Source organism: Flavobacterium sp. NRK F10 (assembly GCF_024054235.1).
Lineage (GTDB): Bacteria > Bacteroidota > Bacteroidia > Flavobacteriales > Flavobacteriaceae > Flavobacterium > Flavobacterium sediminis.
The window spans coordinates 1204470-1229663 of record NZ_JAMXLC010000001.1 but is presented as its reverse complement, the minus strand read 5'-3'; the positions used below and the strand labels follow the sequence as shown (position 1 = coordinate 1229663).

At 35.0% G+C, this 25194-nt stretch carries 15 protein-coding genes; 9 read left to right on the top strand and 6 right to left on the bottom strand.

Annotated features, from left to right (window positions below):
- The first annotated feature begins 58 nt into the window (after window positions 1-58).
- The 4 genes from NHF50_RS05645 to NHF50_RS05630 all read left to right on the top strand — a co-directional run bounded on the left by NHF50_RS05645 (window position 59) and on the right by NHF50_RS05630 (window position 7983).
- A complete protein-coding gene (locus NHF50_RS05645; RefSeq protein WP_252775326.1) occupies window positions 59-3460 on the top strand; it encodes a hypothetical protein in 3402 nt (1133 codons plus the stop codon).
- Between the two features lie 65 nt (window positions 3461-3525).
- Window positions 3526-7044: a T9SS type B sorting domain-containing protein gene (locus NHF50_RS05640; RefSeq protein ID WP_252775325.1), complete on the top strand. Its 3519-nt coding sequence runs from the start codon at window positions 3526-3528 to the stop codon at window positions 7042-7044.
- A gap of 3 nt (window positions 7045-7047) precedes the next feature.
- A complete protein-coding gene (locus NHF50_RS05635) occupies window positions 7048-7803 on the top strand; it encodes an enoyl-CoA hydratase/isomerase family protein (RefSeq protein WP_109568771.1) in 756 nt (251 codons plus the stop codon).
- A gap of 3 nt (window positions 7804-7806) precedes the next feature.
- On the top strand, window positions 7807-7983 hold the full coding sequence (locus tag NHF50_RS05630; RefSeq protein WP_170108176.1) for a hypothetical protein: 177 nt from the start codon (window positions 7807-7809) through the stop codon (window positions 7981-7983).
- Between the two features lie 5 nt (window positions 7984-7988).
- Here NHF50_RS05630 and NHF50_RS05625 read toward each other — a convergent pair whose 3' ends face one another.
- The 3 genes from NHF50_RS05625 to NHF50_RS05615 are packed head-to-tail and all read right to left on the bottom strand — an operon-like array spanning window position 7989 to window position 9378.
- The gene (locus NHF50_RS05625) at window positions 7989-8597 is read right to left on the bottom strand and encodes an FAD-dependent oxidoreductase (protein ID WP_252775324.1); all 609 of its coding nucleotides are present in this window, start codon (window positions 8595-8597) and stop codon (window positions 7989-7991) included.
- 3 nt (window positions 8598-8600) lie between these two features.
- On the bottom strand, window positions 8601-8795 hold the full coding sequence (locus NHF50_RS05620; protein WP_109568769.1) for a hypothetical protein: 195 nt from the start codon (window positions 8793-8795) through the stop codon (window positions 8601-8603).
- Between the two features lie 10 nt (window positions 8796-8805).
- The gene (locus tag NHF50_RS05615; RefSeq protein WP_109568768.1) at window positions 8806-9378 is read right to left on the bottom strand and encodes a MarC family protein; all 573 of its coding nucleotides are present in this window, start codon (window positions 9376-9378) and stop codon (window positions 8806-8808) included.
- Window positions 9379-9522: 144 nt separating this feature from the next.
- Between NHF50_RS05615 and NHF50_RS05610 the strand changes: the two genes are divergently transcribed.
- From NHF50_RS05610 to NHF50_RS05590, 5 genes are all read left to right on the top strand, one after another.
- Window positions 9523-10089: a DUF3109 family protein gene (locus tag NHF50_RS05610; RefSeq protein ID WP_252775323.1), complete on the top strand. Its 567-nt coding sequence runs from the start codon at window positions 9523-9525 to the stop codon at window positions 10087-10089.
- Between the two features lie 350 nt (window positions 10090-10439).
- Entirely contained in the window at window positions 10440-11417 is a 978-nt protein-coding gene (locus NHF50_RS05605; protein ID WP_252775322.1) for a ribonucleotide-diphosphate reductase subunit beta, read from the top strand.
- Window positions 11418-11666: 249 nt separating this feature from the next.
- Entirely contained in the window at window positions 11667-14075 is a 2409-nt protein-coding gene (locus NHF50_RS05600; protein WP_252775321.1) for a ribonucleoside-diphosphate reductase subunit alpha, read from the top strand.
- A gap of 152 nt (window positions 14076-14227) precedes the next feature.
- Window positions 14228-15568 carry a dGTP triphosphohydrolase gene (gene dgt, locus NHF50_RS05595; RefSeq protein ID WP_109570617.1) on the top strand — a complete coding sequence of 447 codons (1341 nt, stop codon included), beginning with the start codon at window positions 14228-14230 and terminating at the stop codon, window positions 15566-15568.
- An 85-nt stretch (window positions 15569-15653) separates the two neighbouring features.
- Window positions 15654-18308, top strand: a complete 2655-nt coding sequence (locus NHF50_RS05590; RefSeq protein ID WP_109568765.1) for a T9SS-dependent M36 family metallopeptidase — start codon at window positions 15654-15656, stop codon at window positions 18306-18308.
- Between the two features lie 59 nt (window positions 18309-18367).
- Here the strand turns inward: NHF50_RS05590 and NHF50_RS05585 are convergent, their stop codons facing one another.
- The 3 genes from NHF50_RS05585 to NHF50_RS05575 all read right to left on the bottom strand — a co-directional run bounded on the left by NHF50_RS05585 (window position 18368) and on the right by NHF50_RS05575 (window position 25108).
- Window positions 18368-19285, bottom strand: coding sequence for a GYDIA family GHMP kinase (locus NHF50_RS05585; RefSeq protein WP_252775320.1), 918 nt, complete (start codon window positions 19283-19285; stop codon window positions 18368-18370).
- A gap of 71 nt (window positions 19286-19356) precedes the next feature.
- Entirely contained in the window at window positions 19357-20694 is a 1338-nt protein-coding gene (locus NHF50_RS05580; RefSeq protein ID WP_308219327.1) for a hydroxymethylglutaryl-CoA reductase, degradative, read from the bottom strand.
- A gap of 16 nt (window positions 20695-20710) precedes the next feature.
- A complete protein-coding gene (locus NHF50_RS05575; RefSeq protein WP_252775318.1) occupies window positions 20711-25108 on the bottom strand; it encodes a PAS domain S-box protein in 4398 nt (1465 codons plus the stop codon).
- Window positions 25109-25194 lie beyond the last annotated feature (86 nt).

The window sequence follows — 25194 nt, the reverse complement described above, 5'->3', positions numbered from 1 at the left end:
TGTACTGTTATTTACATTAATAAATACTACTTTTGAATTTTCAGAGTTATAGGTATTAATGGTAAAAATCGGATTTATAGCATTGTTTTTTCTTTGGTTCTCGGAGTTGTATGCTCAGGAAACCGAAACGCCTTACAAATCTAAAAAGATCGCTGTTGTAAAAGATACGATCTCATTGGAAAAAGTAAGTATTAACAAAGCTTTTTTTAAGGTAAAAGATTTTGCCGGTAATGAAATTGACTCAACGCTTTACCATGTTGATTTTCCCAAAGGGAAGATTATTTTTCATCCCAATACCATGCTTCCGGACAGTTTAGAGATCCGGTATTTAATGTTTCCGGATTATATTACAAAGGAATATGCCATTTATGATGATAGTAAAATAGTACCCAATGCGGCAGCCGGAAATCTTTACAGTTTAAAAAGAGAGTCCGTAACAAAGTTTAAGCCATTTGACGGTTTGAATACTTCCGGAAGTATTTCGAGAGGGATTACTATAGGTAACAATCAAAATACTGTTGTTAATTCTAATTTAGATTTACAGATCACCGGAAAAATTTCAGATAAAGTAAGTCTGAGGGCTTCCATTCAGGATAGTAATATTCCATTGCAAGATGGAGGATATTCGCAAAAGTTAGATGAATTTGATCAGATTTTTATCGAACTCTTTTCGGATAATTGGAGTATCAGAGCGGGAGATTTGTTCTTAGAGAACAGACAGTCTCAGTTTTTAAATTTCAATAAAAAAGTACAAGGTTTATCGACAAGGTTCTCGTTCGGTAAATCCGATAGCAAAACAGAAGTTTATACAGCAGCTGCAATTGTTCGCGGTCAATATGCCAGAAGTACTTTTACCGGGCAGGAAGGGAATCAAGGACCTTACAAACTGAAAGGAAATAATGACGAATTGTATGTTCTGGTGATTTCAGGTTCAGAAAGAGTTTATGTTAACGGGATATTATTGGAACGTGGAGAAAATAATGATTACGTTATTGATTACAATGCCGGAGAAGTTATTTTTACCTCTTTGTTTCCTATTACCTCTGAAATGCGTATTAATGTAGAATATCAATACACCGATCGGAATTTTACAAGAATTGTAACTTATGGAGGAGTAACCCATGAAAGAGAAAAATTTAAGATAGGAACATTTTTATATTCAGAAAATGATGTAAAAAATCAACCTTTACAACAAAATTTATCTGAAGAGCAAGTAAGTGCACTGCAAGAAGCCGGTGATGATCAAAGTCTGATGAATGCGCCTTCTGCTTATTTGGACGTTTATTCTGAAAATAAAATACTCTATAGAGTCGTTACGGTGGGTGCTGAACAAATTTATGAGTATTCTAATGATCCCAATGAAGAATTGTATAACGTTCGCTTTACTTATATTGGCGAAAATCAAGGGAACTATGTCATAAGCAACAGTAATGCTATCGGGAAGATCTATGAGTATGTAGCTCCTGTAAACGGAGTTTTGCAAGGCGATTATGAACCTATAGTGAGGTTAATTGCACCTACAAAAATTCAGATAGCAACGGTTTTGGGAAGTTATTTACCTTCTGAAAAGACAACAGTTGATTTTGAAGTAGCTGTCAGTAACAATGACCAGAATCTATATTCGACAATTGATGATAACAATAACAAAGGAGTAGCAGTTAAAATAGATGGTAAACAAAGACTTTATACCGGAAAATTCAATTTAGATCTGACGACGAAATATGATTTTGTTCAGCAAGACTTTAAAACTATTGAGCGTTTGTACAACATTGAGTTCAATCGGGATTGGAATATTAGTACGGTTTCCGGAAACCAATCCTTGTTGCAGAGTGGTTTAAATTTCAATTTTTTCAGGAATGGTTTTGTACATTATCAGTTTGAGAAATTAGACTTTTCCAAGAATTTTTCGGGGAATCGTCATTTGGTAGAATCAAACCTGAAATTCAATAAAACAGCTATAGTTACTAACTTCAGTGCTATGAACAGTCAAAATGAGGCTTATAATTCTAAATTTATCAGAAACCAGAGCAAAGTATTGCAACATATCGATAAAAATTGGGTAGGAGCCACTTTCAATATAGAGAACAATCGTCAAAAGAATAGTGTTAGTGATGAATATACAGCACTTAGTCAACGCTTTACGGAATACGGTTTTTTTGCCGGAAGAGGCGATTCTACGAATGTGTATGTTGAAATCGGATATAAAAACAGAGCGAATGATAGTTTGGTTAACAATACCATAGAAAGAGTAAATCAATCCCATTCTTATTATTTAAAATCGCAACTGATCAAAACGGAAAAAAGCAACTTAAGTATTTATTTTAATTACCGGAATTTAAAATACAAAGACGAGCAGCAACCTAAGCAAACGTCGTTAAATTCTAGGCTGTTGTATACCAATTCGTTTTTCTCAAATCTGATACAAAGTTCTACAATCTATGAAACCACTTCCGGAACCATACCACAACAAGAATTTACCTATTTAGAAGTAGATCCCGGACAAGGAGTTTATATGTGGAATGATTATAACAATAACGGAATTCAGGAGATCCAGGAATTTGAGATAGCACCTTTTTCCGATCAGGCGAAATATGTAAGAGTCTATCTGCCTAATCAGGTATATGTGAAAACACACCAGAACAAATTTTCGCAATCGATTATTTTTAACGGACTGGCATGGCAAAATAAAATCGGATTACAGAAGTTTCTATCTAAATTTTACAACCAATTCTCATTTTTGGTAGAGCGGAAGATTAAAAAAGAGAATAGCAATTTTGACTTAAACCCTTTTTCTAAGAACGATAATATTTTAGGACTCAATAACAATTTCAGGAATAGTTTGTTTTTCAATAAAGGAAGACAGTATCATTCCGTAACCTATACTTATATTAATAACCATGCAAAAAGTCTTCTGAATGTGGGAAGTCAGGAAAATAAATCATTTACACATCAATTGCAATACGCACATTTAGTTGCTAAAATGTGGTTACTAAAATTAGTCTCTCAAATCGGAAATACTAAAAGTTATTCTGAAAATTACAGTTCCAGAGACTATGAAATAGATAATTATTCTGTTTCTCCTAAAATTTCCTATATTTTTTCAAAAAATGCCAGTTGGGATGTTTTTTACGAATATAAAAATCAAAAGAACACAATTAATTTAATGGAAACATTAGAGCAGAACCAATTAGGAACCGGACTTACATTTAATTCTGAAAAAGGATTTACGTTAAATGCTTCTTATTCTTTTTACAATAATAAGCTCACAGGAGATAGTCTGTCACCTGTTTCCTTTCAAATGTTACAAGGCTTGCAAGCCGGAAAGAATTCAGTCTGGCAATTGGTACTTCAGAAAAACATCACACAATACCTCGATATAAATATTAACTATCAAGGACGCAGATCCGAAACAAGTAAAGCAGTCCATACCGGAAATGTGCAGTTGAGAGCCTTTTTTTAGTTAAAATTGTATTGGTTTGAGTTAAAGTGATTAAATTTACCCCTTTGTATAAAATTCATTCATTGATGATGAAACGAATATTTTTTTTATTATTAGTATCTTTTTTTGCGATAAATGCATTTAGCCAACTTAGTAATAAGCATTGGATACCACCTTTATATGCTAATGAGACGATGTCTACTAATCTGGTTAAAGATCATTATATATATTTATCAACACCTGAACCAACTCCTTTTCCTGTTACAATAAAGGCAGGTAATGGAGTGCCGATTAACGGGTCACCTTTTACAATCTCTCAAGGGAATCCGGTGAGAATTAAAATAGGAGATGACCAACCTTCATTGATGATGCTTGATATAAGTCAGGTAGGTAGTGTTGTTGCAAACAGAGGATTAATATTAGAAGGACAGTATGATTTTTATGTAAGTTTCAGAGTGAGGGCAGATAATCATGCTGAAATTTTGGCTTCAAAAGGAAGAACCGGCGCAGGGACGGTGTTTAGATTAGGAAGTTTGCCGCAAACAAGCGGTGGGTCCATTAGAAATTTTGTAACCAGTTTTATGGCGACAGAGGATAATACAACCGTTGTATTGTCAGATTATGATGTTGGTGTAAGCTTTATTTTAGGAAATACTACTTTTTCAGCTCCTTCTCAAACCTTTGTCCTCAATAAAGGGGAAAGTGTTGTTGTGAGCGGAGACGTGAGTACTTCTGTAAATAGAGTCGGTTTTATAGGGGCTTTATTGACTTCGGATAAACCAATTGTTGTGAATACAGGGAATTTAACCGGAGGAATGCTAAGTGATAGTGCAGGGCAGGATTTTAACTTAGATCAAATTGTTCCTTTAGAACAAGTAGGGAAAGAATATATTGTTATGAAAGGTAACGGGAGTGACAGTACAGAGCACCCGTTAATAATTGCACATGAAGACAATACGGAAATAAGACTTAACGGAAGTCCTACTCCTGTAGCGACTATAGATGCGGGAGAATATTATTTGGTTCCAACTTCTTATTTTTTAGGTTCTGCTTCTAATTTCAATATGTTAATTCAGACCTCTAAGCCATCATTTGTTTACCAAATAATCGGAGGAAGTTTATCCGATGCTACTTCCGGATTCTTTTTTATTCCTCCGTTGAGTTGCTTCTGGCAAAAAAGTGTCGATTTGATTCCTGATGTGGATAGAATCGGTAACACAGCTTATACAGGAGGGATATTAGTTGCTACGGAATCTTTTGTTAACGGAGATCCTTCAAACCCAACAGTTGTAACTATAAACGGAGTTCCGGTCAGTGCTAATTCGGTTGCGGTAACAGGAAATCCTAACTGGAAAACATATCGAATTGACAATCTTACGGGAGATACTGAAGTTTCTTCTACCGGAGCATTGGCAGTAGGGGTTTTCGGTGCTTCAGGAGCTGCGGGATACGGAGGGTATTTTTCGGGTTTCGGAAGTGTTCCGAGTAATAGAACGATGGATGTTTGTTCCGGGACGACTATTGATCTTTTTGATGAGATACCCGGAAATCCGGAAACCAACGGAACTTGGGATTATAACGGAACTCCGAGAGCAGACGGGCTGTTTGATCCGACTATTGATTTACCGGGTGATTATTCTTATCATTTTTCAAAGACATGTGACGGAATCACAAGATTTTATGATATCACAATTACGGTAAATTCTATTGTGCCAGGGCCTAGTGCCGGTGTTTCTTCGGCTCAGAATTTATGCCAGGTAAATGAATCAATTGATTTAACAAGCTTTTTAGGTGCAAATATTACTTCCGGAGGGACCTGGACGTATAATGGAACGCCTAGAAATCCGGATAATGGAGATTTTAATCCGACTATAGACCTTCCGGGACAATATACTTATACTGTTTCAGATGTTAATGGGATTTGTGATCCGGTGTCTGCAACTGTGACTGTTGACATTGTTTCATCACCCGATGCTTTAACAGTAACATCGTATGAAATTTGCGATACGGATGACGATGGTGACGATACGAATGGTTATGCTACGTTTTTATTAGATACAAAAAATGCTGAAATCATAGGAAATCAAACGGATATCTTAAGTGTTCAATTTTATGAAACCATGATTGATGCGGAAAACAATATGCCTCCTCTTTCCAATAGTTACTATTCGAACTCTAAAACGATCTATTTTAGAATTACTAATAATAACGGATGTTATGAAATAGGAACGTTAGATTTAGAGGTTAATCCATTGCCGGTTTCTGTCTCAGAGATTACATTGAAGCAATGTGATACTGATACAGATGCTATAACTAATTTTAATCTGATTCAAGCGAATAGTCAGATTTCAACAGATAGTGATGTTGTATTTACCTATCACAATTCCTTGTCGGGAGCTGAAGGTCAAACAGATTATGTAGCAGACGATACAAATTATACTGCTGCAAACGGAAGTGAAGTGTGGGTAAGAATTGAAAATGATTATGGATGTTACAGAACAGCAAAAGTAAATTTGATAGTTTCTGCCACTACTGTAGCGCAAAGCTTTAGTTTTCCTTTAGAGGAATGTGATGATTATTTGGATGCTAATGATCCTGATGATGACGGTATTGATTACTTCGACTTAACTCAGATAGAAGCTACACTTATCAGTCAGTTTCCTTCTAATCAATCCTATACTTTTTCATATTATGAAAATGAGACGGATGCTTTAATAGAGCAAAATAGTATTCAGGATATTACTAATTTTAGAAATACAGTGCCTGATTACCAAGAAATATGGGTTCGTATGGAGAGTAATCTTTATGAATGTGCTGCCTTAGGTCCTTTTCTTAAATTAATAGTTAATCCGTTGCCTGATACTGATTTAGGTGATAATTTCTTTCTTTGTGTTGATCCGCAAACGGGTTCGGGATCACAAGTTATTGATGCAACTCCTGCAACATCCGGAAATTATTCGTATCAGTGGAGTTCAGATATTGTAGGCTTAGACCTGACAAATGAGGTAGGTTCTCAATATGTAGTGACTGAGGAAGGAACTTATACAGTTATAGTTACAAATCTGGATACTTCTTGTAGTTATACAGATCAGATAACGACAACCTATTCTTCTGAACCGGTTAGTTTTACAGCTGAGGTAATAACACCACCGTTCTCGGCCGGTACTGCTACTATAGTAGGTGCTGCTGAAGGAGGTTATGGAATTTATGAGTATAGTATAGACCTTGTGAATTGGCAAACCAATCCTACTTTTACAGATTTGCCTAACGGAAATTATACGATATATGTAAAAGATATACAAGGTTGTGGAGAGTTACTTTCTGTGAGTAACCTGAATGCTATAACGTATCCTAATTATTTTACTCCTAATGGTGATGGGTATAATGACACATGGAATATTAAAGGGCTGTCAGAATATGATGCTAAGATTTATATTTTTGATCGTTACGGAAAATTGATAAAGCAGATTAGTACAAATGGAGAAGGTTGGGACGGGACCTATAATGGGCAGCCTTTGCCTTCAACAGACTATTGGTTCAGAGTTGATTATGTTGTTAATGGTACTTCTCAAGAATTTAAAGCACACTTTAGTTTAAAGAGATAAAATATGGATGCTTTTGTTAAAACAGCAATCAATACTAAAATTGCAACAATTACTTTTTATAATAAGGCGGGAAATTCTTTGCCGGGTGATCTATTGAATCAATTAGCACAATCTTTCTATAATTTAGGAAAAGATAATTCCGTGCAACTGATTGTGTTGAAAAGTGAAGGGGAAACTACTTTCTGTGCCGGTGCCTCTTTTGATGAGCTACTAAGTATTTCCAATTTTGAAGAAGGAACCAAATTTTTCTCAGGCTTTGCGCATGTGATTAATGCAATGCGAAAATGTGAAAAGATTATAGTCGGAGAGGTACAAGGAAAAGCTGTAGGAGGCGGAGTGGGTCTGATCGCTGCTTGTGATTATGTCTTTGCCTCAGTAAATGCCTCAGTCAAATTATCAGAATTGGCAATTGGTATCGGTCCGTTTGTTATTGAGCCTGCTGTTTCCAGAAAAATAGGAAAAACAGGTGTTGGAGAAATGGCATTGCAACCGACACAATGGAAAGATGCTCATTGGGCAAAAGAAAATGGTTTGTTCAATCGTGTTTTTGATTCAAATGAAGAAATGAGAACAGCTTTGAAGAGTTATACTGAAGAATTATCAGAATATAATCCGGAAGCATTAGTCGAGCTTAAAAAAGTATTGTGGGAAGGAATTGATGATTGGGATCATTTGTTGTTTGAGAGAGCAGCTATTTCAGGAAGGCTTGTTTTGTCAGATTTTACGAAAAAGGCCTTGTCAAAATTTAAAAGCAAATAAATCATGAAGTGGATCGCTTTAATTCAACAAGTAAATATAGAAGAAAAGATAAAAAACGCTCCGGATAAACAATACGAAATAGGAGTGGTTATCGGAACTTTTTTACCTTTTCTGGTTCTGATCGGAATAGCTTATTTTCTTTATTACAGAGCTAAGAAAAAAGAAAAGAATAATAGCTAAATATATTATTTATTGACAGCATCATGAACAACTGTCGGGTTGCCTTCATTCCAAAGGGTTAGGATGTCAGTTCCGACAGCTGCGCCACTGCCTGCGGCAATAGAAAGCTGACTTCTGTGTCCTGCTAAAACTCCGGATACATATAATCCTTGTTTTACTAAGTGATCGTTATTTTTAAGCTGGATCTTATTTTTGACAGCCGCTATTTTCTGATGAGGTTCTATGTAGGCATCTAATCCTTCCAAAGAGATAGGGTTTCCGGCACCAATAGCGACTACAATGACTTTTGATTTGTATTGACCCTTGTTCGTAACAACAATATAAAAATCATCCTGCTCCTTGATCTCCGTTACTTTTTCTCCGGAAATTTGCTCCACATGCGGATACGTCTGGCCTAAATGAGCTAAACTTTCCGATAAAATTTCAGATCCTAATTTTCCGGGAGGAATTCCGTATGCATTATTAAAAACAGCCGTTTGTAAAGACGAAGCTTTCTGATGGGCAATAATCCCTATTTTTTTGTCGGTAGCAAAAGGTTTATTTTTTGCAGATCCTAAAATTAAAGCGCAAGAAACTCCTGAAACTCCGGCGCCGATAATTAAAACGTCAAACATAGTTTATTTTACTTTTTCATCAATTTTTCTGGCTGCTCTAAAAATCAATAAGAGAACAATAGCACATAATCCGGCAACGACACCAATCGAAGCGATAGTACTATCGCCTTGAAAAGGGTTGGAAAAATCTACCTGAGTCAGATTGAAGATTATTAGGGCTATGGCAACAGCCATGATAACATAAGTTAAGATTTTCATTTTATTATTTTTAATTCAATAATCCTTTTACATTGGCTGCAAATAATTTTACAGCAATAGCCAATAATATAACTCCGAAGATTTTTCGTATGACACCTAAACCGTTAGAACCTAATAGTTTTTCTATTTTTCCTGATAATTTTAAAACAGTGTATACTAAAATGATGTTGATTAATATGGCTACAATAATATTAATTTTTTCATATTCCGCACGTAACGAAAGTAACGTTGTCATCGTTCCGGCTCCGGCAATAAGCGGAAAAGCAATAGGAACGATTGATGCCGTACTCGGATTGTCTTCTTTGTACAAGCGGATGCCTAGTATCATCTCTAATGCCAAAAAGAATAAAACAAATGCCCCGGCAACGGCAAATGAATTAGCATCAATACCGATCAAATTTAAGATTTCTTCCCCTACAAATAAAAAAGATATCATGATAATTGCAGCAACAATAGTTGCTTTTTCCGATTGAATATGACCCATTTTACTGCGGAGGTCAACAATGATAGGAATGCTGCCTATAATATCTATTACGGCAAACAGGATCATTGTGATAGTAAAAGTTTCTTTCCAGCTGAACATTGTTAAAATTTTATGCAAATATAGAGAATACTTAAAGATGTGGCCTTAACTTTAACGATACCTTATCAAAATAGCACTTTTTTAAAGGCAAGATTCTAAATTCTAAATTTTAAAGTATCTTTGTTGCTTAAATACACCTGTAAAATGTTTCAGTTAGATAAAACCATAATTTCAGAAGAAATTCTTGAGAAAGAATTTGTTTGTAATTTGAATGCTTGTCACGGGGCATGTTGTGTTGATGGAGATGCCGGAGCACCTTTAGAAGAAGAGGAAACTAAAATTATGGCAGAAATCTATGCTAAGGTAAAACCTTTTCTCAGACCGGAAGGAATAAAAGCGATTGAAGAGCAAGGAACCCATGTGGTCTCTGATTTCGGAGAATTGGAAACACCGTTGATTGACGGTAAAGATTGTGCATATGTTATCTTTGATGGTAAAACAGCCTTATGCGGAATTGAACAAGCATACAATCAGGGAGAAGTAGATTGGAAGAAACCGGTTTCTTGTCATTTGTATCCTATCCGTATTAAAGAATATTCTGATTTTGCGGCGGTGAATTATCATAAATGGCATATTTGCTCTGATGCATGTGCCTTGGGAGAAGAATTAGGAGTTCCGGTCTATAAATTTGTAAAGGAAGCTTTGGTGCGAAAATTCGGTCAACAATGGTATGATGAATTGGAAAAAGTAGCTGAAGAGTTTAAGAAGTAGCAATGCTGTTTTTTTTATTAAAAATATCAAAATAAAGTCTGTGAGAATTAAAACTTTTTACAGACTTTTTTATTGCTGTTAATTCTGAAAAAGATTTTGTTTGAATCGTTCCTTAACGCCTGTTTTTTCACTTGTTAACAGGGATTTTGTTTGTTTGTTTAAAAATTTAAACATTTGGTAATCAACATCTTGTAACTTGTAAAAAAACAATTGTTATTTTTTAAAGTTGTTAAAAACTTCCCCTAATTGTGAATAAGTTTGCCTTTTATTTTTCAATTCAAATGGCAAACTTTGTATTCCCCTTATCGCTTAAAGTAATCATTTAATAACGCAGTAAATATCAAGCCACTATGTCAGTAGTCGAACCTATTTTGCAAGAAAACAAAGATCGATTCGTAATTTTTCCTATCAAACACCATGATATTTGGGAACAATATAAAAAACAAGAAGCTTGTTTCTGGACAGCAGAAGAGATAGATTTACATCAGGATCTTAATGACTGGGAAAACAAATTGAATGATGATGAAAAATACTTCATCAAGCATATCTTGGCATTTTTTGCGGCATCTGATGGTATTGTAAATGAAAATTTAGCAGAAAATTTTGTAAGCGAGGTTCAGTACGCTGAGGCTAAATTTTTCTATGGTTTTCAGTTAATGATGGAGAATATCCATTCTGAAACCTATTCGCTATTAATTGATACGTATGTAAAAGACGAAAAAGAAAAAAATATACTTTTTAAAGCACTTGAAAATTTTCCGGCTATTGCCAAAAAAGCACAGTGGGCTCTCAAATGGGTAGAGTCTCCGAGTTTTGCTGAACGATTGATTGCTTTTGCGGCTGTAGAAGGAATTTTCTTTTCAGGAGCGTTCTGTTCTATCTTTTGGTTAAAGAAAAGAGGGGTTATGCCGGGCTTAACCTTTTCCAATGAGTTGATTTCGCGTGATGAGGGATTACATTGTGATTTTGCAGTGCACTTACACAACAATCATTTAGTGAATAAAGTACCGAAAGAAAGAATTACAGAGATCTTAACAAATGCCCTAAATATAGAACGCGAGTTCATAACCGAAAGTTTACCGGTAAGTTTGATCGGTATGAATGCTAAACTGATGACACAGTATCTGGAATTTGTAACTGACCGTTTGTTGGTTGAGCTAGGCTGTCCTAAAGTTTACAATGTGACCAATCCGTTTGACTTCATGGATATGATTTCACTACAAGGAAAAACTAATTTCTTTGAAAAACGAGTGTCTGATTATCAAAAAGCGGGAGTTTTAAACAACGATACCAGCGGTAACAAAATTAGTTTCGACGCCGATTTTTAGCTTTTAGTAACAAAAACGTCAGAATTACATATTGTTTTTTCTGTCGTCTGTTACCTTTTTTTGAGACAACGATAAGCCTGTTGCTAATTCGTAATGGATTTTTTTGTCTCAAATCATAATTTCTGAAGAAGAATACTTCCGTAAGGGCCGGGAAGAAAAATAAGAGCACATTTTAGAGAAAAAAATTAACCATTTTGTATATAGACTAAGTGTAGGGTCTGTATTCAAAACTTCATAATCCAATAGAGTATGTACGTAGTAAAAAGAGATGGCCGTAAAGAGCCGGTAATGTTCGACAAGATTACCGACCGCATTAGAATGATGTGTTATGAATTAAACGATTTAGTTGACCCGGTAAAGGTTGCTATGCGTGTAATTGAAGGTTTGTATGATGGTGTAACCACTTCAGAATTGGATAATTTAGCTGCTGAAACTGCTGCTTCAATGACAGTATCTCATCCAGATTATGCACAGTTAGCTGCTCGTATCGCTGTTTCTAATTTACATAAAAATTCTAAAAAGTCATTTTCTGAAACGATGACTGATTTGTATCAGTATGTAAATCCACGTACAGGGAAGGAAGCCCCGATGATCTCAGACGAGGCGTATCAGGTTATCATGGATAATGCGGAGCGTTTGGATTCGACAATTATCTATAACCGTGATTTCAATTACGACTATTTTGGATTCAAAACGTTGGAGCGTTCTTATTTGTTAAAGATTAACGGGAAAATAGCAGAACGTCCGCAACACATGCTAATGCGTGTTTCTGTCGGAATCCATTTAGACGATATCGATTCGGCTATTGAAACGTACGAATTAATGTCTAAAAAATATTTTACACACGCTACGCCAACTTTATTCAATGCGGGAACACCAAAGCCGCAAATGTCTTCTTGTTTCTTATTGACAATGCAGGATGATAGTATTGATGGGATTTATGATACATTAAAACAAACGGCAAAGATTTCGCAATCTGCCGGAGGGATCGGTTTGTCAATTCATAATGTAAGGGCTACAGGTTCATATATCAGAGGAACAAACGGAACCTCAAACGGAATTGTTCCAATGCTACGTGTATTCAACGATACTGCTCGTTATGTAGATCAGGGCGGTGGAAAACGTAAAGGAAGTTTTGCGATTTATGTGGAGCCTTGGCATGCTGATATTTTTGATTTCTTAGATTTAAAGAAAAATCACGGAAAAGAAGAAATGAGAGCAAGAGATTTGTTCTATGCAATGTGGATTCCTGATTTGTTTATGAAACGAGTTGAAGCTGATGCAGAGTGGACATTAATGTGTCCGAATGAATGTCCGGGACTTTATGATACCCATAGTGAAGACTTTGAAAGAATGTATGAAGAGTATGAAGCAGCAGGAAAGGGAAGAAAAAAGATTAAGGCTCGTGAACTTTGGGAAAAAATATTAGAATCTCAAATTGAGACAGGTACACCATACATGCTATATAAAGATTCGGCAAATAGAAAATCGAATCAAAAGAATTTAGGAACGATCCGATCGTCAAATTTGTGTACCGAGATTTTAGAATACACTTCTGAGGATGAGATCGCTGTTTGTAATCTGGCGTCTATTTCACTGCCAATGTTTGTAGAAGATGGAGAATTCAATCATCAATATTTGTTTGATGTAACCAAACGTATTACCCGTAACTTAAACAAAGTAATTGATAGAAATTATTATCCGGTAGAGGAAGCGCGTAACTCAAACATGCGCCACCGTCCGGTTGGTTTAGGAGTACAAGGTTTAGCAGATGCTTTCATTTTATTGAGAATGCCTTTTACCAGTGATGAAGCTAAAAAATTGAATCAGGAAATTTTTGAAACCATCTATTTTGCAGCCGTTACAGCATCAATGGAAATGGCTAAAGAAGAAGGTGCTTATTCTACATTTGCAGGGTCGCCGATTTCACAAGGAGAGTTTCAATATAATCTTTGGGGATTAAATGATAATGATTTGTCAGGTCGTTGGGATTGGACGTCATTGCGTAAAGAAGTAATGGAAAACGGAGTGCGTAACTCATTGTTATTAGCGCCAATGCCTACAGCTTCAACATCTCAAATTTTAGGTAACAACGAAGCTTTTGAACCCTATACTTCAAATATTTATACGCGTCGTGTATTGTCGGGAGAATTCATTGTGGTTAACAAACATTTGTTGAAAGACTTGGTAGATTTAGGTTTGTGGAATGAGAACTTAAAACAAGAAGTGATGCGAAACAACGGTTCGATCCAAAATATTGACGGAATTCCGCAAGATATCAAAGAACTGTACAAAACCGTTTGGGAAATGAGTATGAAAGACATCATTGATATGTCTCGCCAAAGAGGTTATTTCATTGACCAATCGCAATCGTTGAACTTGTTCATGGAAGGAGCTACTTATGCTAAATTAACTTCGATGCATTTTTATGCTTGGAAAAGCGGTTTAAAAACAGGAATGTATTATTTGAGAACTAAATCAGCAGTTGATGCTATCAAATTTACATTGGACAATGAGAAAAAAGCACAGCCCAAACAAGAAGTTGAAGCGAAAACGGTAAAGGTAGAAGCGGAAGCAATGAGCACAGAAGAGTTTAGAGCTATGTTGCAACGTTCACAAAATTCCGGACCGGAAGATTGTGAAATGTGCGGATCATAATCTTTTGTAAAATATTTATTTAAATAGCCATTTCAAGCGGAGTCGATAGATCTTATAAAGATTTTATATCTGTTTGAAATGGCATTTTTTTATAGTTTCAATTTGAGTAACTTTGAACGATTAACAATATGCCAAAAACTTCTACTTTTATGATGCAGTGGGAACAATTACTTTCTTTAAAACGACAAGGAGATACTACAAAAAGATTGCGTTCGGAACAAGATGATACACGTTTAGGTTTTGAAGTGGATTATGACCGTATTATTTTTTCGACAGCTTTTCGAAGCCTTCAGGATAAAACACAGGTTATTCCGCTTTCTAAAACTGATTTTGTACATAACAGGCTGACTCATAGTTTGGAAGTTTCTGTAGTGGGACGTTCGTTAGGACGCTTGGTCGGAAAAAAAATTTTAGAAAAATACCCGCATTTACAATCTGTTCATGGCTATCATATGAATGATTTCGGAGCAATTGTTGCAGCAGCGGCCTTAATGCATGATATCGGGAATCCTCCTTTCGGACATTCTGGCGAAAAGGCTATAGGGGAATATTTTAAAACCGGAGTTGGAGCTAAATTTAAAGACAAGATGACGGCTAAAGAGTGGCAGGATTTAGTTGACTTTGAGGGAAATGCTAATGGTTTTTCGGTGGTTTCAACTTCCAGAGAAGGTGTTGAGGGATCTATTCGTTTAACATATGCGACTTTGGGGGCTTTTATGAAATATCCGAAAGAGAGTTTGCCTAAGAAACCAACTTCTAAGATATGTGATAAAAAGTACGGTTTCTTTCAACAAGACAAAGTTTTCTTTAAAGAAGTGGCGGAAGAATTAGGTCTCATTCCGAATAAGTCAGGAGAAGATATAGGTTATGAAAGACACCCGCTAGCCTTTTTAGTTGAAGCAGCAGATGATATTTGCTATACAATAATTGATTTTGAAGACGGAATCAACCTTGGCTTAATTGAAGAGGATTATGCTTTGGAGTTTTTAGTTAAGTTAGTACAGCATTCTATTGATAAGAGCAAATACAACGCATTAAAAACCAAAGAAGACCGGATCAGTTATTTGAGAGCTTTGGCAATAGGAAGTTTAATTAGCGATGCTGTTCAGGTTTTTTTAACTTATGAAGAAGAAATATTGAAAGGAGAGTTTACAGTTTCCTTAATGGATAAAAGCAAGTATAAAGCTCAGATGGATGATATAATAGCTATAAGCGTCAAAAAAGTATATCAAAGTAAAGAAGTAGTTGAGAAAGAGATTGTAGGGTATAATGTGATTAATGGTTTGTTAACAGCTTTTTGTGAGGCATATTATAATAAGATGAACGGAACGGAATCAAATTATGATAAATTAGTATTAAAGCTTTTACCGGAAAAATTCCAAGTAGAAAAAGGAACCGTTTATGAGCAATTATTACATGTTTGTCATTTCGTTTCATTATTAACAGACGGTAAAGTGATTCAGTTTTTTAAACTTACTCAAGGGAATTTGTGATTAAAATGTGGAAAGTGTCAAAATTATTTGCTTTTATTGCGTAATGTTTTAATTTTGTTGAACTTAACTTAACTATAAATTAATAATGAAAAAAACATTACAATTTTTTGTTTTGTTTTCGGTGGGTCTGGTAACTTTTGCTCAAGACTATAATTCGAAGGTTCAGGAGTATCTGAACACTAACAGACAAAAATTAGGATTAAGCCAATCTGATGTGAATGATTGGTTTGTTGAAAGTACTGCAAACAGTGAAGCGACTGGTATAACCAATTACTACGTAAAACAAAATTATCAAGGAGTTGAAGTTTTTAATTCAGTTTCTAATTTCTGGATTAAAAATGATGCGGTAATAAATGCGGATGTGAAATTTGTTCAGAATTTAAGCTCAAAGATAAATACAGCTACACCTGTTGTAGATGTATTAGAAGCTTTCAATTATGCACATCAAAACTTAGGAGAGAATGCAGTTTCTCACCAGGTGCTCGATTATAACGGAGGTCGAATTGTACTTTCTAACGGAAATTTGGATGATTCAGCTACGGCTAAAATAGTTTATGCTTCAGTAAATGATTATTTGCACTTAGCTTGGGATCTGACATATTACTCTCAAGATTATAAACATCTATGGAGCGTTAGGATTGATGCAGTAAACGGAGAACTTTTGGAAAAACACGACTGGGTTATTTCTTGTGACTTTAAAGGATGTGCTGATCCGGAACATCATCATGATTCACAAAATTTCTTTTCATACAAAAAAATGTTTAATGTACCGACAACTACACTGTTAAGTGAGTCAAGTACATATAATGTTTTACCTTTTGAAATAGAAAGTCCTAATCACGGTTCCAGACAATTACTGTCCAGTCCTTACGACTTAGTGGCTTCGCCTTACGGTTGGCATGATATAAATCAAATTGACGGAGCAGAGTATACATATACCAGAGGTAATAATGTTTTTGCTCAGGAAGATCAGAACGGGAATAACGGAAACGGAAATTATCCTGACGGAGGTGCTAGTTTAGTATTCGACTTCCCTTATGGAGGTATAGGTGTTGCTGCGACAACTTATACTGATGCTGCGACAACGAATTTGTTTTATATGAACAACATCATGCACGATGTTTGGTACCATTACGGATTTAATGAAGTTAATGGTAATTTTCAAAAGAATAATTACGGTAACGGAGGAACAACAACTTTCTTTGGTGATTTTGTTTATGCTGATGCTCAAGATGGAAGCGGAACGAATAATGCAAACTTTTCTACACCTGTTGATGGTTCAAGCCCTAGAATGCAAATGTATTTATGGGATGTAGGACCTGTTCCTTATTATTTGACAATAAATTCGCCATCTTCGATAGCCGGAGATTATTATGCGGCAGATAATGCTTTTGATCCGGGGCATATAGATTTACCTGCTCTTCCGGGATTGACTACTGATTTAGTATTGTATCAGGATGCAACTCCTGATAATACCGATGCTTGTGAAACAGCAGTAAATGCTGCTCAATTAGCAGGTAAAATCGTAGTGATTAGAAGAGGAACATGTAATTTCACGGTTAAAGTTTTAAATGCACAGAATGCAGGAGCTGCAGCTGTTATCATTGTTAATAATGATACTGCAAACCCGAACCAATATGTAAACATGTCGGGAGCAGATGCTGGAATTACTATTCCGGCTGTTTTTGTTACCTATAACATAGGGGAAGCATTAATTGCGGAAATGGCTTCCGGAACTGTAAATGCTACATTGAAAAACGATGATGTTACATTTATCAATTCTGATGGAGATTTTGATAATGGAGTTATAGCTCACGAATATACTCATGGTATATCAACTCGTTTGACAGGTGGAGCATCAAATTCTTCTTGTTTGCAGAGTTCAGAACAAATGGGAGAAGGATGGTCTGATTGGGCAGCATTGATGATGCAAGTACAGGCAGGAGACCAACCTACTGATGTAAAAGGGATCGCTACATTTTTATATAGTGAGCCTACAAACGGAACAGGTATCAGACAATATCCTTATTCAACCGATATGTCTATAGATCCTTTAACTTTTGGAGATACAAACGGAATGTGGTATACATATAACGGTTCAGATTATATAGATGTGCACTCAGTAGGAACAGTGTGGGCTACTATGCTTTGGGACTTAACATGGGCGTATATTGATAAGTATGGTTTTGATCCTGATAAGTATAACGGAACCGGAGGTAATAATAAAGTAATGCAGTTAGTATTAGATGCAATGAAATTACAGCCTTGTAACCCATCTTTCGTTAGTGGTAGAGATGCTATTATTGCAGCTGATCAGGCAACAACAGGAGGTGAGGATTATTGTATGATCTGGGAAGTATTCGCCAGAAGAGGTCTTGGGGTAAATGCTTCATCAGGAACAAATAGCGGAATAGCAGGTATTAATGATCAAACAGAAGATTTTACTGAGCCTGCACCGGGTCCGAACTGTGTTTTATCAGCTAATTATTTTGAGAATACGGATATGTTTAAAGTATATCCTAACCCGGCGAACAACAACTTAAATATTTCCATCCTGAATTATTCAGGTAAATTAAACATTCAGTTGTTTGATTTGAATGGAAGAGTTGTTGTAGAACAAAAAGTAGATAGCTTTAATTTAGAAAGTACAATCAATATTCAGTCGTTGCAAGCGGGTGTTTATATGTTGAAAGTTCAAGGCGATAATTTAAGTTATACGCAAAAAATCATCAAGCAATAAACTGTTTTTAGATAGTAGATAATAAAAAAAGAGAAGATTTATATCTTCTCTTTTTTTATTTATAAAACCATTTCACTATAGTTGAGTATGGTGCTGAACCCTTTAGTGTTAAAATATTCGGTAGGATCATCTTTGCTGATTACCATCACGAAATCACCACCCCAAGCTCCCAAACTTTTAATCACACCTTTGAAGTCAGGAAATAACTTTTCTTTTACTGTTTCAGTTTCCAGAACATCACTCATTAAAGCCTGATGTTTTTCCATTAAAAGAGCAAAATCACGTCCGTCCTGACAGTCTAAAGCATCAAAAGTAATTTTGTTTATTTTGGAGAAAACTTTGCTGTGGCTATGCTCTTTAGCAAAATATTGTGTGATAGCTGCTGTGCTACTTTGTTTTTTGTTGAGGTATACAAAGTGTATGTTTTCTTTAAATGGCGGGTTAAAATTTACCTTTTTAAAATGTGGCTCATCGTTTTCCAGATAATAAATTATAGGAGCATCACTTTGTGCGCAGGCAACATCATATCCGCTACCGCCAAAACTTTTTCTTAATAGTTCAAAAGCGTCTATTTGTAACCATTGTGCAATATTATTTATAAGCGTTGAAGAAGTTCCCAGTCCCCATAGTCTGGGAAAGGTTAAGTGTGTTTCTATTTTAAAACCGTTATTTTCGTCAATATAAGCAGGATTTTGTTTGTAAGCCTGATGCAAAATCTCTATCAGTTTATTTTTTACACCAGAGTAATCATCCGATTTTCTTTTTTTAATAATATCTTCAAATAAAAGAATGTCTTGAAACCAGATACTTTGATCGGCGTCATAACTGGTCCATTCAATTTGGTTTTGGTCAGCAGGTGCAATTTCTAAGGTTTGTCCGTATTTTGTAGGAACAGCTAATGCTTTGGCTCCGTCAAGGACTAAATATTCACCTGTAAAAAGTAATTTCCCGTTACTATAATATTTTTTTATTTCCATAGTTTTTAACCGGTTTGCGATAGTAATATCCTTTTTATTGGAGGAAGAAATACTGTTGTAATAGTTTAAAATCAGCTTCTTAAACTTTCTAAATAATCAACAACCAGACTGTGAGAAATAGTAGTGTCTTTAAAGTATTCCAAGACTTGTAATTTTTCTTCTTTAGTGGCGTGATGTTGATTCAGAATGTTCATGATGTGCATTTTCATGTGCCCTTTTTGAATACCTGTAGTGGTTAAGGATCGAACGGCAGCAAAATTCTGTGCCAGACCGGCAGCAGCTATAATTTGCATAAGTTCTTCTGCTGATGGTTTGCCTAACATTTCAAGAGAGAACTTTACTAAGGGATGCAGGGAAGTTAGGCCTCCGATGGTACCTAAAGCAAGTGGAATATCCATCCAGAAAGTGAAGATTCCGTTTTCTATTTTAGCATGAGATAAACTAGAATATTGTCCGTCTTTACCGGCAAAGGCATGTACTCCGGCTTCTATCGCTCTGAAATCATTTCCGGTAGCGATAACCACAGCATCAATACCGTTCATAATGCCTTTGTTGTGAGTAACGGCTCTATAAGGTTCTATTTCGGCAATTTTGACTGCTGTTGCAAATTTCTCTGCAAATTCTTTTCCTTCAATACTTTTATCATCACTCATATTATCAACGGGGCTCGATACTTCTACGCGAACCAGGCAATTCGGGACATAATTGCTTAAGATACTCATAATAACCTGGATTGTCCGGTTTTCTTTTAGGAAAGGAGTATATTCCTGAGCTTCGTTCTCTAACGTCTTAGCAAATTGTTCTAAGCAGGTGTTGATAAAATTAGCTCCCATGCTGTCTTTTGTGTTGAAAGTAGCATGAAGTTGATAGTAGTGCTCTAATTCGTGTGTTTTATTGATTAACTGAATATTGACAATTCCTCCACCTCTTTTTTGCATATTCTTGGTGAATTCATCCGTGTCGATCCAGAATTTTGCTTTTATACAATCAAAAAAGGCTTCTAACTCATCTGTGTTTCCGTCAAATAAAAAATGAACCTGACCGATTTTTTCGGTGTCAATGATGGTAGTTTTAAAACCGCCTCTTTCACTCCAAAACTTGGCCGCTTTAGAAGCTGCAGCTACGACAGAACTTTCTTCAATAGCCATAGGGATTGTGTAGCTCTTTCCGTTAATAAGGAAATTAGGTGCCACACCATAAGGTAAATAAAAATTAGTTAAGGTGTTTTCGATAAATTCGTCGTGAAGTTTTTGAAGTTCCTCATTGTTGTTCCAGTATTGTGTAATTACTGTTTTGGCTTCTGCCGGATTGGAAAAATAAGTTTGAGCAATCCAGTTGATTTTTTCCTCTTTTGTAAGTTTGGAAAAGCCTTTTATGTTTTGGGTCATTTTGCACGTTAATTTAGAAATGCAAAGATAGGAAATATTAGCGTTCTAAAGTTTTAAGCCACTTTTGAAGTGTGTTTTTAAATATTTTTTTGTCAATAGGTTTTATGATGAAATCCTTCATGCCAATGTCCATGCATTTTTCTTTTTCACCGGCAATGATTCCGGCAGTAAGAGCAATAATTATTGCCCTCGGATTAATTTTTCTGATCTCAACAGTTGCCTCATAACCATTCATAACAGGCATTTGGATGTCCATTAAAGTGACTTTAGGGTTAACTTGTTTGAATTTTTTTAGCGCTTCTAATCCGTTATGTGCTTCGTGAATAATGATATTAGGGAAGCTTTTAGATATAAGTGTTTTGGTGAGTAGTAAATTGATCTTGTTGTCTTCTACTATTAATAGGTCTATTGTACTGTTTGATTTGTTTTTTTCTTCAGAAACAGGAATAATGATCGGTTCATTTTCATTATTTATTTTGTTCAGGTAATTTTGGAGGATATTAAGCTTTATCGGTTTTATGATTGAAGAACCGTTTTTGAAATTTTTGATCTCAGGAAAGTTCGTAGTTGCATTATGCATAACAATACACTTAATATTCGGATTGTTTTTGATGATTTTTGCGGTTAATTTATCACCCAGATATTCATAATCTAATAAGATCAGGTCATAATTTGAGTTGGCAATGGTTTCGCATAATGTGTCTTTGTCGGTTGCAACGGTGTTTCTGATGTCAAATGAATTGAATATACGTTGAATGATAGCCGCAACACGCGGATTGTCTTCTATGATTAATGTATCTTTAAATTGATTATTGACTAATATAAAATGAGTTTTGCATTTTTCAGCTTTTACATTAAGAATAAAACTGAATGTACTGCCCTTGTTAGGTTCGCTTTCAATAATCAGTTCGCTGTCCATTAATTTCAAAAGATTATTAGTAATGGATAATCCCAGTCCGGTTCCTCCGAAATTACGAGTTGTGGAGGTGTCTTCCTGAGAAAAAGCTTCTAATATTTTAGTCTTGTTTTCCGGTTTTATTCCTATGCCCGTATCTTTAATGCTGAACATTATTTTGGAAAATTCCTGATCGGGATTTTCTTCTACATTTGAAATTTCAATTTCAATTTCACCTTTTAAAGTAAACTTTATCGCATTGCTAAGCAAGTTTTGCAGGATCTGTTTCAATCGTATTTCATCGGTCCAGATGTTGCATTTTATGTCTTCGTGGATATTGATCAGGATTTCCAGACCTTTCTGGTGGGCATTGAACTTGAGCATATCAACAGATTCGTTAACCACAGAATGGATGTCGATTTTACTGTTTTCCAAAAGTAATTTTCCAGCCTCAATTTTTGAAATGTCCAGAATGTCATTTACCACGTTTAAAAGTGTTTCTGCAGATTGATTTACAGTTTCTAAGTATTGTTTTTGTACTCCGGTCGTATCAGTGTTGAGCAATAGTTTACTAAACCCAATGATTCCGTTGAGCGGAGTACGGATTTCGTGGCTCATATTGGCTAAAAATTCAGATTTTGCTTTATTTGATTTTTCAGCAACTTCTTTAGCCAAAATAGCTTCTTCAATATTTTTTCTTTCTGTAATGTCTAAGACTACTCCTTCAATATATTCTATGTTTCCGTCAATAAAGATGGCTTCGCCAAATTCTTCGATCCATATAATGCTGTTGTCTTTTTTTATGATTCGACTTGTAATATGAAACGGAGTTTTATTTTTTACACTAAGGCTGATCTCTTCTAAAGCCGCTTCTTTATCTTCCGGATGGTACAGATCCGAAAGTTTGATCTTGTTACTTAGAAAATCTTCTTTGCTATAGCCGGTAAGTCTTTCAATTTCATTATTTAAGTATATTTTAGAACGGTTCTCGTCAAATCGAACGAGATAGACACCTGCAGGGATATTGTTGGCTAAGAGCTTAAATTTATCTTCATTTTCTTTTATAATCCTTTCATTATTAATACGGGCAATGGTTGCCGATATATTGTTAGCTAATGTTCTAAGAATGTTCATTTCTTCTGAAGACCATTTCCGTTCCACATAGCAGTCGTCAAAACCCAAGAAACCGAAAAAGGTACTCTTGTAAAAAAGAGGAATGATCAAGATCGATTTGATTTGTTGAGCTAAAAGTATTTCTTTCAGATTACTTGGTTCCAATTCCTGTACAATGGCTTCAAAATTTTCATTTTTCAGCAATTTGCGCATCAAGGTAGGAAATGTATTGTGAGGAACATTCTGTAGATCAGGATTGTTGATCTCAGCAAGTTCAGGGGAAGAAACCCATTCAAATTTTTGACTCAGTAAATTACTGTTCAGATCATTTTCAAAGTAATATAAGCGGTTTACATTTAATGTCTTTGCAATAACTTCAACAGAGGAATCCAGAATCTGATTGTATTCTTTTTTTACCAAAAGTTTGCTGGTAACCTCTGCTATAGCAGTTAATATTTTGTTTTTATAGATGATCTGACTTTCCGCTTCTTTTCGTTTAAAAGTTTGTATTGCTAATGCAATGATCTCAGAAACTGTCTTTGCAAAATTAATGTCTTCATGTGTCCAGTTTCTGATTTTGTCAGTAGCCTCAAAACATAAAATCGCAGTTAATTTTCCGGAAATGTAAATGGGAAGATCTAAAAGTGAGGTAATGTTATAACTCTTAAAATAAGAGTTGTAAAATTCTCGGGTATATGGGTTTTTAGACGCATCAGAAGCAATTACTATAGGCATTGAATCAATTGAGCTAAAATAATTCGGAAATTTATCCTTAAATAATTTAAGATCTGTAGAATGCTTTTTCTCTTTGTGGATGTATAGATTTTCTAAACTGATGTGGTCATCAAAGTTTTCCCAAAGGCTTACGCGTTCAATTTCTAAACCTATGGAGGCCTCTTTAGTGATGTGTTTTAATAATTGACTCAGGCTTTCAAATTTCAGAAAATCAAGCGTTGATAATTTATTTGAAATCTGATTGAGGTGAGTGATGCGGTCTAAGCGTCGTTTCTCCTCCATTTCTACAGACTTTGTAAACGTGATATCCCGCATTATAGAAGAATATCCGGTAATTTTGCCATATTCATTTCTTTGAATGGAGATTTTTTGAGAAACCCAAATACTTGTTCCGTTCTTAGCTAGAATAGGAAATTCCAGAATTTCTATTTCTGCATTCTCTACTCCGTTACTGATGTAGTAATTCTCGATGGTTTTTTTATAATCGTCTCTTATAAAATTGCTATAGTGCTTACCTATTAGTTCATGAGATTCATATCCTGTAAGTTGAAACGTAAAGTCGTTACAATACGTTATAACACCATATTTGTCTGTTTCATAAATAATATCTCGGGCATTTTTAACAAATTCATAGTATTTATTCTCAATGAGGATTTTAGACGTAATGTCCTGTCCGCTGGCAACAAAAAGATTGTCGTTGTATTTGAAGTCAGACCATTGAATGTATTTGATTTCTCCGTTCTTACATCGTAATTTCCGATTGTAAATAGTGTTAGGCTTAAATTTTTGATTGTAATCAACATTTTTAAAATCGGTATCCTGTGTCAGTTTCCAAAAATTATCTCCCATTACCTCTTCCGGTGTATAGCCTAGAATTTTAGAGATTGAATCGTTGCAATAAACCAGATTTCCTAATTTATCTGTAGCAATGATTAATGAATTCGCATTATTGATAATCTCATTTGAGAGAAATAACTTCTCGTTTGTGTGAATGATATTAAGTCTTCGGGCAAAGTTGATGACTAATATGATAAAGATCGAATTGATTAAGGCTATAAGCGGTATTGTTTCACCCGGTTTCAGGTATAAAAGTCCCAACAAAAACAGAAAAGACAGAGAAATGAATAAAAAGTATATTTTTATTTGTTTGAAAATATTGAAAGAGAAAAAAAGCAATAGAAGATATTCTGAAAAAGTGATGAAATCAATTTTATAGAATACTAAATTATAGATAGTTGTAGCATAATAAGCTAAAAAACAAACTGTAAATAGCGTTTGGGAATACTTTATGAATTGTTTCTTGGAAGTAAGATAAAAAAAGAAAAGACAAATTCCGCCAAGAACAAGAGAGTCGATAAGCTTGTAATGGTTAGTGCTGCCAAAGATCTGATGGAAAATTTCAACAGAAGGGAAAATAAGACCTAAATACAGAAAGTAAGTGTTGAATTCAGCAGCGTCATGCGTTTCTAACAGAATACTGTTTCTGAATTTGAATTTTGTAGACTTATTCCATATTCGGGCAAAGAAAATAGAGATAACAATAAATGAAAAAAGATAAATAACTAAATATTTGTAAAAAATACTCAGTTTAATAAAAGAAAAGAAACTGAGAACAAAACACAACGACGCCTGAACGGATGAAATTTCCACTCCGTTTATCAGGTTAAAAAGCAGGCAGTAACTTTGCGTCATTTATTGTAAAAAAAATATGTTTTAAAGTTAAAAAAAAATTATTTGTTTGATTAAAATAGGTTAAAATTTATGGCTGTCTCATATAT